This is a genomic window from Thalassospira mesophila, assembly GCF_002115755.1.
GTDB classification, from domain to species: Bacteria; Pseudomonadota; Alphaproteobacteria; order Rhodospirillales; family Thalassospiraceae; genus Thalassospira; species Thalassospira mesophila.
In genome coordinates this window covers 61,637-78,149 of sequence record NZ_JFKA01000005.1, presented here as the reverse complement: position 1 = coordinate 78,149, position 16,513 = coordinate 61,637, and the positions used below count along the sequence as shown (strand labels likewise).

Sequence of the window (16,513 nt, the reverse complement as noted above, 5' to 3'; positions counted from 1 at the left end):
AGAATACCAGGAAGGGATTTTCCATGGCACGCGCCATTTTAATTGTTGCTGACAGCTTTGGGATCGGGGCCGCCCCGGATGCCAACAAATTTGGCGATGTGGGGTCCGATACGCTGGGTCATATTGCGCAATTGTGTGCAAAAGGCTTGGCTGACACCGATTTTCGCAAAGGCAAGTTGCGTGTGCCCAACATGACCGCCTTGGGCCTTGGCGAAGCGGCGCGTGATGTCACCGGGCAAATCCCGCCGGGGCTGGAGCATGGCGGCGCCATCATCGGGGCCTATGGTTTTGCCCGTGAAGTCTCACGCGGCAAGGATACCCCCAGTGGCCATTGGGAAATTGCCGGTGTTCCTGTTGATTTTGACTGGGGTTATTTCCCCAACGATGTGCCGACCTTTCCTGCTGAATTGACCGATGAGCTGATCAAACGCACCAAAATTCCCGGCATTTTGGGCAATTGCCATGCACCTGGCACCGATATTATTGCCAGGCTGGGCGAAGAACATATTCGTACCGGCATGCCTATTTGTTACACATCAGCCGATAGCGTGTTTCAGATTGCCGCCCACGAGGCGCATTTCGGCCTTGATCGTTTGATGGAAGTTTGTGAAACCGCTTTCACTTTGGTCCAGCCTTATAATATTGGCCGGGTTATTGCCCGCCCGTTTGTCGGGTCTTCCCCTGCGGACTTTAAACGCACCGCCAACCGGCGCGATCTGGCGGTTCCCCCGCCCCGCCCGACCTTGCTGGATGTGTTTAGCGATGCGGGCGGCAAGGTTATTTCGGTTGGCAAAATTGCCGATATTTATGCCCAGCGCGGGATCAGCAAAAAGGTTAAGGCGGCGGGTAACATGGCCCTGTTTGATGCCATGATGACGGAAATTGACCAGGCGCCTGATAACAGCCTTGTCTTTACCAATCTGGTCGATTTTGACATGGAATTTGGCCATCGTCGCGATGTGCCGGGCTATGCCAATGCGCTGGAAGAATTTGATGCCCGCCTGCCGGAATTACGTGCGGCCCTGAAACCGGGCGACCTGGTGATTATCACCGCCGACCACGGTTGCGACCCGTCATGGCGCGGAAATGACCATACCCGCGAAGTCGTGCCGATACTGGCATTTGGCCCGGCGATTGATCCCGGCCCGATTGGGGCACGCGAGACTTTCGCCGATATAGGCCAGACAGTGGCCGAACATTTGGGCATCACCATTGCGACAGGTACGTCGTTTTTACACGGTTAAGTTAACCGCCACGGACAAAGAGGGATATGACACTCATGCAGCTTTCCGCCCTGCGCGTTGAAGCCATCGTCGATACGGTTTGTCCGTGGTGTTATATCGGTAAAAAACGGCTTGAAAAAGCGTTGAATACCGAAGGACTGTCGAACTTTCCAATCGAATGGCGGCCATTTTTGCTTAACCCCGACATGCCGCAGGGCGGGGTTGACCGTAAATGGTATCTTTCGACCAAGTTTGGCGGCATCGAAAGTGCCAATCGCGTTTATAATTCCATCGCGGCGGCGGGTGCCAGTGTTGGTATTGATTTTAACTTTGATGCCATCGCCGTGACACCGGATTCAACCCTGTCGCACCGCCTGATTTACAAAATGTCTGCCGAACGGCCTGATGTCGGCAATGCCCTGGTTGAAGATCTTTTTGCGGCCTATTTTCTGCGCGGCCGTGATATTGGCGATGTTGATGTGCTGGTCGATATTGCCATGCGTCACGGGGCTGATCGCAGTGAAATTATCGATTATTTGCACAGCGACATGGATTACGAATTTATTGTGCAGGAAAGCCGCCTTGCCCACCAGTTGGGTGTTAGCGGTGTGCCTTGTTTCCTGTTTAACGGCCGTCATGCGTTGTCCGGGGCGCAAGAACCCGGTATTTTGCAACGTATGATCCGCCTTGCCCGCCAGGAAGATATCCTGATTTCGCAGTAAAAAAACCGGTGTTGAAATTTAAAAATGGCGGCCCGTTTCCGGTGCCGCCATTTCTGTTTCAGGTCAGGCGCGTGCCGCAATTTCCGACAGGCGACGCATCAGGCGTTTAACACCATCAAGCCGATCCATCGGGCCATCCCAGCCAGCGGTATAAACGATTTTATGATCAGGCCGCAGCCGTGCCACGCCTACTTGCTGCTGAATAAAGCCAATTAAACCAGCAGGATTGGGGAATTCGTTATTGTGAAGCGTGATCAAGGCCCCTTTGGGCCCGGCATCCAGCTTTTCAATATTCGCCGCCCGGCACCACAGCTTGATGGTTACAACATCCAGCAGGTTTTCGACTTCCTTGGGCAATTTACCAAAACGGTCGATCATTTCGGCACCAAACTGGTCCACTTCCTCGCGCGTGCGCAATTCGGACAACCTGCGATAAAGCCCCAAACGTACGCCAAGGTCGGGCACGTAACGATCCGGGATCAAGACCGGCATACCAATATTGATTTGCGGGACAAAACCGGCATCGGCAGCATCCTCGATTTCACCTTTGGCCTCGGCCACGGCTTCCTCGATCATTTGCTGATAAAGTTCGATCCCGACTTCCTTGATATGCCCAGATTGTTCTTCACCCAGAAGGTTCCCTGCCCCGCGAATATCAAGGTCATGCGATGCCAGGTTAAATCCGGCCCCCAAACTGTCCAGCGTTTGCATGACTTCAAGACGTTTCATTGCCGTTGCTGTCAGTTTTTTGCCGTTTGGCAACGTCAGATAGGCATAAGCCCGCTGTTTGGAGCGACCAATACGCCCACGCAACTGGTAAAGCTGGGCCAGACCAAACATATCGGCGCGGTGCAAAATCATGGTGTTGGCATTGGGCACATCAATGCCCGATTCAATGATGTTGGTTGCCAGCAGCAAATCAAACTTGCGTTCAACAAAGTCGGTCATCACCTGTTCAAGGTCGCGTGCGCCCATTTGCCCGTGGGCAATGTCAAACTTGATTTCGGGAACCAGTGTTTCAAGTTCCTTTGCCACCCGGCCAATGTCGGATACCCGCGGGCAGACATAAAAAATCTGCCCGCCACGATGGCGTTCGCGCAAAATGGCTTCGCGCACCACAACCGGGTCATAGGGCGTGATATAGGTCCGCACGGCCAAACGGTCGACCGGCGGGGTCGCGATGATCGACAGTTCCTTAACCCCGGTCAGGGCCAGTTGCAAAGTACGCGGAATGGGTGTTGCGGTTAAGGTCAGCACATGAACATCGGTTTTAAGTTCTTTCAGGCGTTCCTTGTGCTTAACACCGAAATGCTGTTCTTCATCGACAATCAGCAAGCCAAGATCTTTGAATTTTACGCCCTGCCCCAATATCGCATGGGTACCACAGACAATATCAACATGCCCGCTTTCAAGGTTGTCTTTCACCAGCTTGGCATTTTTACCGGTTACCAGACGCGAAAGCTGTTCAACCCGGACCGGCAAATCATCAAACCGTTCCTTGAAATTCAGGTAATGCTGGCGGCACAACAATGTTGTCGGGGCGACAATGGCAACCTGCTTGCCTGACATGACGGCGGCAAAGGCCGCACGTAGCGCAACCTCGGTTTTGCCAAATCCCACATCGCCGCACACCAGCCGGTCCATCGGTTTGCCAGCCCCAAGGTCGCCCAGCGTATCTTCAATGGCGCGGGCCTGGTCTTCGGTCTCGGTAAAGGGGAACCGGGCGCAAAACTCGTCATAGGCCCCTTCGGGCACGGTTAAGGCTTCGCCCTTGCGCAAATGGCGGGCGGCCGCGACCTTAATCAGCTTGTCGGCCATATCGCGGATGCGTTCACGCAGTTTGGCCTTGCGCGCCTGCCACGCGGCACCGCCAAGGCGATCAAGGATCGACAAGCCTTCATCCGAGCCATAACGCGATAAAACTTCGATATTTTCAACCGGCACAAACAGCTTGTCGCCGCCGTCATATTCCAGTTGTAGACAGTCGTGCGGCGCACCACCGGCTGTGACTGTCATCAAACCCAGATAACGACCAATACCATGTTCGATATGAACAACAAGGTCGCCCTCGGCAATTTCCGATGCTTCACGCAGAAAGTTTTCGGCCTTGCGGCGGCGTCCGCCGGGGCGGCTCATGCGGTCGCCCAGAATATCCTGTTCGGTTAAAAACCACAGGCCTTCACGGCGAAAGCCATGTTCGATATCAAGGATCACAACCGCGCAATGCTCGAAGGTCAGATCATCGGTGATGTCTTCCCAACACTCGGCTGTAACAACCTTGCCGACCCCGTGTTCGCGCAAAAGCGACACCATGCGATCGCGCGAGCCATCCGAATAGGATGCAATCACAACCTGATGCTGTTTACCGCGCTGGGCCGAAATGAAATCGCGCAATTCGTCATACAGATTTACATCGGCACGGGCGCGAATATCGCCAAAATCGCGGCCCTTGCGCGCGCCCATGTCAAAAATGCCGCGTTCGGCATTTTCTTCTTCGACATAGGGCGATAAATCGAGCACCAGCCGCCCGGCAAGATTGCGGGAAAATTCGGTATGGTCGAGGTAAAGGCGTTCGGGCGGTACCGGCTTGTAAACGCTATCGCCTGCAAGCCCGCCGCCCTTGATGTTCTGGCGCGCCTGAAAATAATCATCGATCATTTCCATGCGGTTATCAATCGCTTCGCCCACCTGATGATCCAGGCTGATAATGGCATCGGGCAGATAGGTGAAAATAGTATCCAGCCCATCGTGGAACAGTGGCAACCAATGTTCCATACCGCCATATTTCAGGCCGGAACTGATTGATTCATAAAGTGGGTCGGTTTGCGAAACATTGCCAAATAATTCGCGATATTTGCTGCGAAATAGCGAAATCGTGTCGGGGTCGAGAAATATCTCGCCAACCGGCAACAGGGATATTTCATTGATGCGCCCGACCGTGCGCTGGCTTTCAACATCAAACCGGCGAATGCTTTCAATTTCATCGCCAAAAAAGTCCAGCCGGACCGGTTCTTTCATGCCTGGGGCAAAAATATCAACGATATCGCCACGCACCGCATAATCGCCTGGTTCCATCACCTGTTCGGCGCGGCCATAGCCCATGCGCTCGAAATAGGCGGTCAGATCGGCGCGGGAATATTCCTGATCGGTTGTCAGGGTTAATTTGCCACGATGCATCACATCAACCATCGGCACGCGCTGCATAACAGCCGCCGCCGTTGTCAGCACAATTCGCCCGAACTCGCCGACCGGCTGTTTGGGGTCGGCCAGAATGGTCAGGGTTTCAACCCGGCGCGCGGTAACATCGGCAACCGGCGATACCCGATCATAAGGCAGGCAGTCCCATGCCGGGAATGTCAGTATTTCGACCTCACCGGCAAAAAAATGCAAGCCTTCGGCCATTTGCGCCATGCGTTTGTCGTCGCGCGCAATATGCATGATGGTGCGGTTGTCTTTTGCCGCATCCATAATTTCGCGCAGCAAAAGGGCATCATAACCTTCGGGGACCCCCCCTAACCGGGCGCGGTCGGTGCGTGTGACGATGTCTTTGATATTATTCAATGCTTTATCGGGCGTTGCTAAGTTCGTTAATCATAGCCAGAACTTCGGTATCATAGGCTGCTGGCGCTTTTTCCTTGCCAGTCGCCCATTTAAAAAAGTCGGCATCGGGGATATCGACGATCAAGGCTTCAAATTCGTCAAGCTGGCGGGCATTCAGAGTTGCCAGATGGGCATCCATAAAACGGCCAACCAGAATGTCGTTTTCTTTGGTGCCGCGATGGGCCCCGCGAAATTGCAGTTTTTTACGCCGCAATTCCAGTTCATTGTCATGATCAGTCATGGGCCTTATTCTCCTGTCACTGTTTGCGGGCATGTCCACATATGGCACAATGTCGCTTTCCGGCAATGGCCTAGCGTTGTAAGGCAATTTCCGAAATTGGTCCATGCTGTGAAGGGCTGGATTTGTCCCTTCGGCCCAACTCGATGGTTGCGAGGGCGAAAATATGCTGTATACCGAACAGAAACAAGTCTTTGTTCTGCTAATGTTCCATTTTTGAAGCCAAGTGTCAAACGTATGCGTCCGGAAATCCTGTTCCCGCTTTTTGCTGAAATAGACAGCCTGCCCGGCATTGGCCCGCGGTTAAAGCCGCTGGTTGAACGGTTGATTGGCGGTGCGCATCTGGTGGATTTGTTATGGCATCTTCCCACCGGGCTGATTGACCGGCGCTTTTCACCACCCCTGACCGAGACCATCGACGGGGCCATTGTGACGCTGGACGTTTTTGTCGAACGCCATGAACCCTCGCCAGACCGCAGGCGCCCGTATCGCATTATTTGCCGCACCGATGACGGCTTTGTCACGCTGGTGTTTTTTAATGCCCGGGGAAAATACCTTAACGAGGTGCTGCCCGAGGGCGAAAAACGGATCATCTCTGGCAAGATCGACCATTATCGCGGCGAATACCAAATCACCCATCCTGACCGCATCGGCACCGAAGCCGAACGTGATGCCATTCAAACGGTAGAGCCGGTTTATCCGATGTCAGCCGGGGTAACCGGCAAAACCCTGACCAAAGCCATTCAAAGTGCGTTAAGCCATGTGCCGGACCTGCCCGAATGGCACGATCCGGCTTTGCAAAAGCGCCACGGCTGGCCCGATTTTAAAACAGCGCTGTTTCAGGTTCACAAACCCGAAGACGACCGCGACCTGTTACCCGACCATGCCGCGCGCAACCGACTGGCCTATGACGAATTGCTGGCAAATCAACTGGCATTAACCTTGATCCGGGCCAAGATGAAAAAGCTGGGCGGCAGATCCATTGCTGGCGATGGCGGGTTGCGCCGCCAACTGGGCGAACAATTGCCCTTTTCGTTGACCGGAGCACAGCAACGCGCACTTAAAGACATTAATGACGATATGGCCAGCACCGGCCGTATGTTACGGCTTTTGCAGGGTGATGTCGGCTCGGGTAAAACGGTTGTGGCCTTGATGGCCATGTTAAATGCCGTTGAAACCGGGCGACAAGCGGCCTTGATGGCGCCAACCGAAATTCTGGCCCGCCAGCATTTTGAAACCATTGCGCCGATGCTGGAAAAAATCGGTGTGACCTGCACGCTTTTGACCGGGCGCGACAAAGGCAAGGCACGGCAGAAAATTCTTGATGGATTGGCCAGTGGCGAATTTGCCGTGGCGGTTGGCACCCATGCCCTGTTTCAAGACAGTGTTGCCTTTCACGACCTGGCCTTTGCCGTGGTCGATGAACAACACCGGTTTGGCGTGCATCAACGCCTGATGCTGGCAGGCAAGGGAACAGCGGTTGATGTGCTGGTGATGACAGCAACCCCCATCCCGCGCACCCTGACCCTGACCGCATTTGGCGATATGGAAGTATCGCGACTGGACGAAAAACCGCCGGGACGCCTGCCGGTTGATACCCGCGTGCTGCCGATTGACAAGGTGGAGGATGTAACAGCCGGTATTGGCCGTGCCATGCGCCAGGGGGCCAAGATTTATTGGGTTTGCCCGCTGGTCGAAGATTCCGAAATCATCGATTTACAGGCCGCAGAAGAACGCCACCGTATTCTGGTAGACCAGTTTGGTGAAGGCCGGGTTGGCCTTGTTCATGGCAAGATGAAAGGCAAGGACAAGGATATTGTCATGGACAGGTTTGCCCATGGCGATTTGTCGATCCTTGTGGCGACCACGGTGATTGAGGTGGGCGTGAATGTGCCAGAAGCCACGATTATGGTCATAGAACATGCCGAACGTTTTGGTCTGGCCCAATTGCACCAGCTACGCGGTCGTATTGGCCGGGGTAGCGGGGCTTCAACCTGTTTGTTGCTCTATGGGGCCCCTTTGGGCGAAATGTCGAAGGCGCGGCTTAAAATCATGCGTGAAACCGAAGACGGTTTTATCATTGCCGAGGAAGATTTGCGTTTGCGCGGGGCCGGTGAAGTTTTAGGAACGCGGCAAAGCGGCCTTCAGGCCTATCGGCTGGCCAATCTCGATTTGCATGGCGACTTGCTGGCCATTGCCCGGGATGATGCCCGCCTGATTGTTGATCGCGACCCGGATTTGCAAAGCCCGCGCGGGCAATCCTTGCGCTTTTTGTTATATTTGTTCGAGCGCGACGAAGCGGTCCGGTATTTTCGCTCCGGTTAGCAAATTACGCCATGTCGCTAAAACAAAAACAGGGCGGGACGCATCATGTCCCTGCCCTGTTTTTTTGCGTGTGCTTTATGGATCACATCGCTTTATGCGTTTTCAGTTTTGTCGTTTTGGCTGCTGGCCGTACTGGCATTGCCTGAGGGCTCTGCGTCCGTGCCGGGGCGCGTCACAAGTACGGGGATGTTTTCTTTTTCGCGCAGCAAATCGACATTTTCATAGGTTTTGGCCGAGACAACGGGTTTATCTTGCAGGTCCTTGGGGCGGCGATCCACCGGGGTGACGATACCGCCCGACATCACCATTTTTATGGCTTCTTCCACCGTCATATCAAGCACGACCACATCGCGTTTGGGCACGAACAGCAAGAAACCCGATGTCGGGTTTGGTGTGGTTGGCAAAAATACATTAATGACCTGATCTTCGGTCAGATGCTGGACTTCGCCCTTGGTTTCACCGGTGATAAAGCCAATCGCCCACATGCCGCGACGCGGATATTCGATCAATACAGCCTGACGAAACGCGTTTGACTGGTTTGCCAGCACGGTCTCAAGGATTTGCTTGATCGCCCCGTAGATGCTGCGCACAGCAGGAATGCGACCGAGAACACGCTCGTAAATCTTGATCAGCGCGCGTCCGGCAAAGTTGGTGGTTAGCCAGCCCACCAGCGTAATCGCAATGACGATGACCAGCAGGCCAAAGCCGGGAATGCCGTAACTTTGATACGCCTCGGGCAGATATATTTCGGGATTATATTGTGCCGGAATGAGCGGCATGACCGACCCATCGACAAACTCGATAAACCACCAGGCCAGGCCAAAGGTTATTGCCAGCGGCGCACTAACCAGAACCCCCGTCAAAAAGTACGTTCGCAACCGGGCAACAACACCTAAAGACGGTATCGGTGGGGTTGGTAACGGTTTATTGGTATCGGGAGCATCATCACGCTTGGCGTTCATTTATCACCTTTGATAGGTTGTAGTGCGTTAACACACTGCAAATATGTCTTTAAAGTTTGCCCGAAAAAATATGGCGATGCTGCGACAGTCGTTCCCCGAATATTACGCTGGGCGCAGCCTGCATATTTAGAACAGTGATAGCAGCAAGCGCTTTTGCAGCGCAACCAAACAAACCATAGCCAACGAATTGGAGCCGTTTTGCAGGTCTGGATTGTTGAATATATTTACGACGATAACGGTGCTGCTCGCATCAGTACCGCCATCATTCGGGCCGAAGATTATGATGCGGCCCGGCAGTTTGCCGCCAACACTGCGCCAGCCACCGATTTTGTCATGTCGTTGCGCCCGCAGTCAGACGAACAGTTTCTGGGCCGCACGGTTATTCAGGCGCACGAAATGACCGGGAAAATGGTAAGTGATTTGCCAGATCCGGATATAGACCATGACGATAAAGATGATGGTGCAAACTAAATGACAGATAAAGCAGGTCGGCAAAACCCCGCCCGCCCGATCATTGGCGTTGGTGCGGTGGTGTGGCGTGACGGCAAAGTTTTACTAATCCGCCGTGGCAAGCCGCCCAAGGCCGGGGAATGGAGCCTGCCGGGCGGTGCCCAGGAATTGGGCGAAACCGTCATTGAAAGCCTGATCCGCGAAGTGTTTGAAGAAACATCGATACAGATTGAAAATATCCGTTTCCTTGAAATTGTTGATCTGATCGTTCCCGGCGATGCCGCGGACGCGCCGCGTTATCATTATACCCTGCTTGATTTCAGTGCCGATGCCACCCCACACAGCACGGACCCCGTCCCCGGAGATGACGCTGATGCCGCCATTTGGGCGGACCCGGACAACCTTGAGCCATATGGTTTATGGGCCAAAACCATCGAGGTTATTAAAACATCGCAACAACAGCGAAATTCTTGAGTATCGGCCAAGGGTAATCAAACATAGCGCACTAAAAAAGGGCGGCACCGAAATGCCACCCTTGATATGTGTCTGATAATCAGACGATAGATTTTGCCGTTAGGCAGCCTGATGTTGTGTCAGAACAGATTCCTGTAACTTCTTGAAAGCACGGGCTTCAAGCTGACGAACACGTTCGCGGCTAACCCCAAATCGTTCGCCCAGCTTTTCCAGCGTGATCGGATCGTCGCTAAGGAAACGGGCCAGAATGATTTCACGTTCGCGGTCTGGCAATTCGCCCAGTGCGTTTTTCAACATGCCATTATGCAGGCTTTTTTCTTCGGAATCTGCCACCAGCGCTTCTGGAGACGGTGAGTCCGACGCAAGCGTATCAAGATATTCCATGCCTTCGTCTTTTGGCATCGGCGTGTTGAGAGAGAAATCACGCGCCGCCAGACGACGGTTCATATCAAGCGCTTCCTTCTCGGTCACGCCCAGACGCTCGGCAACCTGCCCGGCTTGTTCCGGGGTCAATTCACCGTTGTCATAGATGTTTAGCTGTTTCTTGGCCTTACGCAGGCTGAAGAAAAGTTTCTTCTGGGCGGCCATGGTACCAAGTTTGACCATCGACCAGCTGTGCAGGATGTATTCCGTTACAGCAGCACGGATCCACCACATCGCATAAGTCGACAGGCGGAAGCCCCGTTCGGGGTCAAACTTTTGCACTGCGCGCATCAGGCCAGTGTTACCTTCTGCCACCAGATCAGTTATCGGCAGGCCATAGCCGCGATACCCGAAGGCGATTTTGGCAACAAGGCGCAAATGGCTGGTGACCATTTTGTGGGCGGCATCGGTGTCTTCATGTTCGACATAACGCCGGGCCAGCATATATTCCTCGTCTGCCGTCAGCATCGGGAATTTCCATACCTGGCGAAGATACCCTGAAAAGCCGTCATCCTGGGGGACGGCAGGTAATTTGATAGAGCTCATGGTCTTATCCTCCTGAGAGGCCGACGCAAACCGGTATTGTCGTATCTGTACGCGTCAATTCCGGTATTAAAGCGTGCGCACTCCCAATCATGTTTGATTGAAACACTTCACAGGCAGGAACGGCTGCAATAGCACGGGGTGTGCAAGTGGCCATTCCGAATGTGGCCTATGGAAGAGGACGCCTGAGGTAAAACTGGGTGTTCATGATGTGTCTCATCCTTACTTTGAAGCAAATCGACATTACGTCCGCCAAACCTTGGCCGGACTAAAATCCGGCGGTGCCTAATGGGCCCCCACCCGCTTTAAAGCTAATATATCTAATCCTGAGTAATTCCGTCAAGATAAAAAAGCAGATCATGACTTGTGTATTCCGGCAGTATATCAAGATTTTATCAATCATACCCAACTGAAGTAGTCGGGTATTAATTTTTCCCGCATCGTCACGGTAGAAACGATATAAGGCTAAAAAAAGGCAATTTGCTTTATCGTGCAATCACTCTATGTTCACAACGCTGTGAAGCCTTGGCGGCTCCATGGTTTTTCTGCATGTTCTGCAGCCCATAATTCGGATTTTGGCCCCCTTATGCCGCGCATCATCCCGCCAGTATCATCCATTGTGTCCGCCTGCCCGTGCGGCACAGAACGGCCCTATGGCCAGTGCTGCAAGCCATTCCATGACAATGCCCAACTACCGGCCACAGCCGAACAATTGATGCGATCACGTTACAGTGCTTTCGCCTTGGGGCTTGGGCATTACCTGGCGCACACTGTGCCCGCCGAAAAGGCCGCCACTTATAACTTCGATGACATCGCACGGCAGCAAACACGATGGACCAGCCTTGAAATTGTTCGAACCGATGCGGGCAGCGCAACAGACAATGTTGGCTATGTGGAGTTTATCGCCCGCTTTATCGAAAATGGTCAGGCTGGCTTCCAGCATGAAAAATCGCGGTTTTTGCGCAAAAATGGCAAATGGCTGTATATTGACGGCGTTAATCCATTACAGAGCACAAGATCGGCTCCGTCGCTAAATGACGCGACAATAACGCAACCTGCATCCCCTGTGCCTGAGGCATCATTGGCAGGCAAAACGATCACAACGCCGACGGTGGGGCGCAATGATCCCTGCCCGTGCGGATCAGGAAGAAAGTACAAGAAATGCTGTGGCGGTTAACGGCGAATTTCTGATGCGAGCAACCGTGTCCTGACTGGCCCGGGGATGACCCTGCAATGCACGGTCACAAATATTTCATGGATTATGGGATAGATATATGCAATACGGCGCCTTTCACGGGTGCCTCGGTCGCAAAACTTTCCTTCCCCGATACCAAGGGCATTTTAACCCGATTTTTTATAACCATATCATTTGAACACCCCGGCATCCCGGCGTCGTCTTTATGCGGGGATGTGTTTTTTATTTTTCAAGGTTGCCTGAATGAAACGTTTGATCACCCTATTGCGGCACGGTGAAACCGTCACCTATGATGCACGGGGCGATTTTTGCCGTCCACTTACCGAAGAAGGCAAACTTAACGTTCAGCGCATCGGGGCGTTTCTTCATAAAAAAGGGCTTCATCCGGACCGGATTATTGCATCTCCGGCGGAACGCACCCTTCATTCTGCCCAAAAACTGCATAAAACGCTGTATCCTGGTATCAAGCCCGACATCACCACCAATGCCGATTTTTACAATGCACCCGCGGCCACGTTGTTTGCCGCGATTGCCGCGCTTGATGACGATGCAAAACATGTGCTGATTGTGGGTCATAACCCCGGCATTAGTGAACTTCCTGCCCTGCTGGCCGGGGCCGACATGCGAAAAAAGCGCCTGTTCCCGACGTTAAAGCCGGCATCGATGGTTATGATCGAGATTACCGGGGACTGGGCGGATATTTCCCCCGCCGCCGGGCGCATTCTTCACCTGGTGGATGCTGCATCGGTTGCGCAGGATTTTCCGTGGCCTGATCTGGACGGCAAGGAAAAGCGGAAACGCCCGGCCTATTTTTATCACCAGTCGTCGGTGATCCCGTTTCGCTTTGGCAAAGACGGCGATATTGAAATATTGATGACCCTGTCGAGCGGCGGCAAACATTATGTTATTCCCAAAGGCGCAATTGACCCGGGGTTAACCGCTGTTGAAAGTGCGGCCAAAGAGGCGCGCGAAGAAGCCGGGTGCTTGGGCAAAACGCTGGAGCCACCGGTGGGCAAGTACCATTATCTGAAATGGGGGGCGCGGTGTTCTGTCGAGGTTTTTGCCATGCAGGTCGAGCAATTATTGCCCGATCACGAATGGGAGGAATCCCATCGCGGCCGCAAATGGGTGTCATTGGCACAGGCAATTGAAACCGTAAAAGAAGAAGGCCTGCGCAAGGTCTTGCGGGGATTTAAAATTCAGCCCGAAACGCTCGACACGAAATCATAACGAAAGCATCGTCTCGCCGGAGCGCATTCCGATACAAAAACGGGCAGAATTCCCGGATCAGCCCCGCGCTCAATAATTAAAATCGTCCATGATACCGCTTTTGCGAATGGCAATTTCAAGACTGTGCTGCGCGGCCCAGCGATGAAAGGGCCGAACAAGGCTGTCGACGACCTTGAGGGCAGGCATCCACATAAATTCATGGTCCAGGTCAATGGGCGCTGTGGTTTGGTGTTGAATTTCGGCAATGAAAAAAACGGCCCGTTTCAGGCGGTATTTGTTTTTGGTGCGATTATTGACATATTGCGTCGCAATGCCGAGGCGCGAGACAATTTTGACAGGACAGCCGGTTTCTTCAATGGCTTCACGGCAAAGCGCACCCTGCCCGGTTTCCCCGCGTTCAACCCCGCCCCCGACCAGCATAATTCCCTTTGGGGTTTTCACAACGCCAAGCATGCCTTTTCCGTCGGGAATAACGGCATAGGCGCAATCTTGAATGTCATATGCCTTGCCCGGTTCCGGGTTGCCAAAAATCGGACCGATCAAATATGCGTCTCCTCAACCGGGATGTTTTTCAGATTGCGTAGTAAAATTGAACCTTTAAAATTTTCATATCAACAATCATCAAATTTGCAACGCTAAAAAACAAAGGCAGCACCCATCGCTGGCACTGCCTTTGTCATTGTCAATAATGCGTGGCCCTGAGCCGGACATTGTTATGCCCGGTAATCACGACGGATCATTGGTTCAAGGATCAGAACGGGATATCGTCATCGAGGTCCGGTGCGCCACCCTGTGCCGATCCGCCGCTCGCACCGCCACCGCTGCGCGGTGACGCGTTGCCCCACCCGGCATCGCTGCCGCCGTCATTGCCATAACCGCCGCTGCTGCCGCTGTCGCCGCCATAGTCGCCACCCGACGACGAGCCACCGCCGCTGGCACCGCCACCTTCGCCACGGCCGTCAAGCATCGTCAGGGTGCTGTTAAAGCCCTCAAGGACGATTTCGGTGGTGTAGTTATCCTTGCCGTCCTGCCCCTGCCATTTGCGGGTGCGCAGAACGCCTTCAATGTAAAGCTTGCTGCCTTTTTTAACAAAGCGCTCGACAACGTCGGCCAAGCCTTCGCTGAAAACAACAATCCGGTGCCATTCGGTGCGTTCGCGACGTTCACCGGACTGGCGATCCCGCCATTGTTCCGAGGTCGCGATGCTGAAATTGGCAATTTTCTTGCCAGCCTGGGTAAAACGGATTTCCGGGTCGCGGCCCAGATTACCAACGAGAATGACTTTATTGACACTGCCTGCCATGGGTTATCTTCCAAAGTTCGTTGTTAGCTTGCGATTCCGTTTCAGAACCGGCGAATTAAATATAAGCGGTCAGCGCGCAAAAACCTGCGCCATTATAGCTTCCAGCGCGGCTTTATCAATGTCATCGAATGACCCGGTTTCAACGCTGTCGACATCAAAAACGGCAATCAATGCCCCGGTCCGGTCAAGCACCGGCACCACGACTTCCGAGTTGGAACGACTATCACAGGCAATATGCCCCGGAAAGGCATGTACGTCGTCAACCACACAGCTTTTTTGTGTGGCGGCAACGGTGCCACAAACCCCACGGCCAAACGGAATGCGCAAACAGCCAAGTGTCCCTTGATACGGACCAACCACCAATTCATTTTGTTTGATTGGATCAACGATATAGAACCCGGTCCAGAAATAATAGTCGAACTTTTCCGCCAGAACGCAGCTTACCGTTGCCATCAATGCCGTCACATTGGTTTCGCCCTCGGTAATGCTGGCCAGTTCTTTGGTGGCGTCTGCATAAAGCGCGTTTTTCTGATCGGCGTTCAATGTCGTTCTCCTGTCTTGCTTAAGCATGGAACTAACGTTTCGCCATGGCAGAAACAAGGACAAAATCGCATTTGCGACAAACCAAAGCGATCAGGCCGCCCCCAAAAGAAAACCACCCGCGCAGATGGCGGGTGGCTGATCGCTTCAGATAGATATGGTGCGTGCGATCAGATCCGGCGACCGCTGGCCTGATCGAACAAATGGATTTGCGCCGGATTTGAATAAAGCGTTAATTCATCGCCAGCGGCATATTTATGGGTACCCTGCATTCGCAAGGTAATGGCTTCGTTCTTGCTGCCAAATGTCAGATATACAAGGGTTTCTGCCCCCAGACTTTCGGTTATGCGCACCTTGGCGGCAATGCTGCTGCTTGTCGGGGTGGTAATGGAGAGATGTTCCGGGCGAATGCCGACAATCACGTCACGATTTTCCGCGACATTATGATCAAGGGCAAGCCGGGTACCGTCGGTTAGCACCACATGGCTGCGATCGTTTGAAACCCGCCCGGAAAGGAAGTTCATGGATGGCGAGCCAATGAAACCCGCGACAAATTGTGTCGCCGGGGCGTTATAAATGTCGATCGGCGAGCCGATTTGTTCGGCCACCCCGCCATTCATCACAATCAGACGATCCGCCAGCGTCATGGCTTCAACCTGATCATGGGTGACATAAACCGATGTGGTGCCAAGGCGCTGTTGCAGGTTTTTGATTTCAAGGCGCATATCGACACGCAGTTTGGCATCCAGGTTTGACAGCGGTTCATCAAACAAAAACACCTTGGGTTCACGTACAATTGCCCGGCCCATTGCGACACGCTGGCGTTGTCCGCCCGATAATTGCCGGGGTTTGCGGTCCAGCAATTCGGTCAATTGCAAAATGGTCCCGGCTTCGCGAACGCGCCGGTCTATTTCGACCTTGCTGTAGCCCCGGTTTTTAAGGCCATAAGCCATATTGGCATAGTTCGACATATGCGGATAAAGCGCATAGTTCTGAAACACCATGGCAATATCGCGGTCGGCCGGGGCGATGGTGTTAACCACCCGGTCTTCAATCGAAATGTCGCCCGTAGAAATGGTTTCAAGCCCGGCAATCATGCGCAGCAAGGTTGACTTGCCACAGCCCGACGGGCCGACCAGAACTGCAAATTCACCATCGGCAATTTCAAGGTTTATGCCGTGAATTGCCTTGTATCCATGGGCGTAGGTCTTTTCGACCTGCTTTAGATTTAACGTTGCCATCTTGTTATCCTGTCGTCACCGGGACTGATATATTTTGGTTAGGT

Annotated in this window: 15 protein-coding genes; 7 read left to right on the top strand and 8 right to left on the bottom strand. The window is 53.4% G+C overall.

The window, feature by feature from the left end; all coding sequences use genetic code 11:
* Positions 1-23 precede the first annotated feature (23 nt).
* Positions 24-1,244: a phosphopentomutase gene (locus TMES_RS12545; RefSeq protein ID WP_085583028.1), complete on the top strand. Its 1,221-nt coding sequence runs from the start codon at positions 24-26 to the stop codon at positions 1,242-1,244.
* 26 nt (positions 1,245-1,270) lie between these two features.
* The gene (locus TMES_RS12540) at positions 1,271-1,945 is read left to right on the top strand and encodes a DsbA family oxidoreductase (protein ID WP_085583026.1); all 675 of its coding nucleotides are present in this window, start codon (positions 1,271-1,273) and stop codon (positions 1,943-1,945) included.
* A gap of 63 nt (positions 1,946-2,008) precedes the next feature.
* Here TMES_RS12540 and mfd read toward each other — a convergent pair whose 3' ends face one another.
* Both mfd and TMES_RS12530 read right to left on the bottom strand, forming a co-directional pair.
* Positions 2,009-5,413: a transcription-repair coupling factor gene (gene mfd / locus TMES_RS12535; protein ID WP_085583569.1), complete on the bottom strand. Its 3,405-nt coding sequence runs from the start codon at positions 5,411-5,413 to the stop codon at positions 2,009-2,011.
* A gap of 97 nt (positions 5,414-5,510) precedes the next feature.
* Positions 5,511-5,786, bottom strand: a complete 276-nt coding sequence (locus tag TMES_RS12530; RefSeq protein ID WP_085583024.1) for an FAD assembly factor SdhE — start codon at positions 5,784-5,786, stop codon at positions 5,511-5,513.
* 234 nt (positions 5,787-6,020) lie between these two features.
* Here TMES_RS12530 and recG point away from each other — a divergent pair, with 234 nt between their 5' ends.
* Entirely contained in the window at positions 6,021-8,108 is a 2,088-nt protein-coding gene (gene recG / locus TMES_RS12525) for an ATP-dependent DNA helicase RecG (protein ID WP_085583022.1), read from the top strand.
* Positions 8,109-8,200: 92 nt separating this feature from the next.
* On the opposite strand, the gene TMES_RS12520 is transcribed toward recG, so the two are convergent.
* Positions 8,201-9,070, bottom strand: a complete 870-nt coding sequence (locus TMES_RS12520) for a DUF502 domain-containing protein (RefSeq protein WP_085583020.1) — start codon at positions 9,068-9,070, stop codon at positions 8,201-8,203.
* 198 nt (positions 9,071-9,268) lie between these two features.
* On the opposite strand from TMES_RS12520, the gene TMES_RS12515 reads away from it, so the two are divergent.
* Together TMES_RS12515 and TMES_RS12510 are read left to right on the top strand one after the other, a co-directional pair.
* Positions 9,269-9,541, top strand: coding sequence for a hypothetical protein (locus tag TMES_RS12515; protein ID WP_085583567.1), 273 nt, complete (start codon positions 9,269-9,271; stop codon positions 9,539-9,541).
* The gene (locus TMES_RS12510) at positions 9,542-9,994 is read left to right on the top strand and encodes an NUDIX hydrolase (protein ID WP_085583018.1); all 453 of its coding nucleotides are present in this window, start codon (positions 9,542-9,544) and stop codon (positions 9,992-9,994) included.
* A gap of 99 nt (positions 9,995-10,093) precedes the next feature.
* Here TMES_RS12510 and rpoH read toward each other — a convergent pair whose 3' ends face one another.
* Positions 10,094-10,963 carry an RNA polymerase sigma factor RpoH gene (rpoH, locus tag TMES_RS12505; protein WP_085583016.1) on the bottom strand — a complete coding sequence of 290 codons (870 nt, stop codon included), beginning with the start codon at positions 10,961-10,963 and terminating at the stop codon, positions 10,094-10,096.
* A gap of 583 nt (positions 10,964-11,546) precedes the next feature.
* On the opposite strand from rpoH, the gene TMES_RS12500 reads away from it, so the two are divergent.
* Together TMES_RS12500 and TMES_RS12490 are read left to right on the top strand one after the other, a co-directional pair.
* A complete protein-coding gene (locus TMES_RS12500) occupies positions 11,547-12,137 on the top strand; it encodes a YchJ family protein (protein WP_245835388.1) in 591 nt (196 codons plus the stop codon).
* A gap of 261 nt (positions 12,138-12,398) precedes the next feature.
* Positions 12,399-13,385, top strand: coding sequence for a histidine phosphatase family protein (locus TMES_RS12490; RefSeq protein ID WP_085583012.1), 987 nt, complete (start codon positions 12,399-12,401; stop codon positions 13,383-13,385).
* Positions 13,386-13,454: 69 nt separating this feature from the next.
* Here the strand turns inward: TMES_RS12490 and TMES_RS12485 are convergent, their stop codons facing one another.
* The 4 genes from TMES_RS12485 to TMES_RS12470 all read right to left on the bottom strand — a co-directional run bounded on the left by TMES_RS12485 (position 13,455) and on the right by TMES_RS12470 (position 16,469).
* Positions 13,455-13,928, bottom strand: a complete 474-nt coding sequence (locus TMES_RS12485; protein WP_085583010.1) for an NUDIX domain-containing protein — start codon at positions 13,926-13,928, stop codon at positions 13,455-13,457.
* Positions 13,929-14,136: 208 nt separating this feature from the next.
* On the bottom strand, positions 14,137-14,688 hold the full coding sequence (gene ssb, locus TMES_RS12480) for a single-stranded DNA-binding protein (RefSeq protein WP_085583008.1): 552 nt from the start codon (positions 14,686-14,688) through the stop codon (positions 14,137-14,139).
* A gap of 69 nt (positions 14,689-14,757) precedes the next feature.
* The gene (locus tag TMES_RS12475) at positions 14,758-15,231 is read right to left on the bottom strand and encodes a GAF domain-containing protein (RefSeq protein ID WP_211275918.1); all 474 of its coding nucleotides are present in this window, start codon (positions 15,229-15,231) and stop codon (positions 14,758-14,760) included.
* A gap of 167 nt (positions 15,232-15,398) precedes the next feature.
* The gene (locus TMES_RS12470; RefSeq protein ID WP_085583004.1) at positions 15,399-16,469 is read right to left on the bottom strand and encodes a sn-glycerol-3-phosphate import ATP-binding protein UgpC; all 1,071 of its coding nucleotides are present in this window, start codon (positions 16,467-16,469) and stop codon (positions 15,399-15,401) included.
* Positions 16,470-16,513 lie beyond the last annotated feature (44 nt).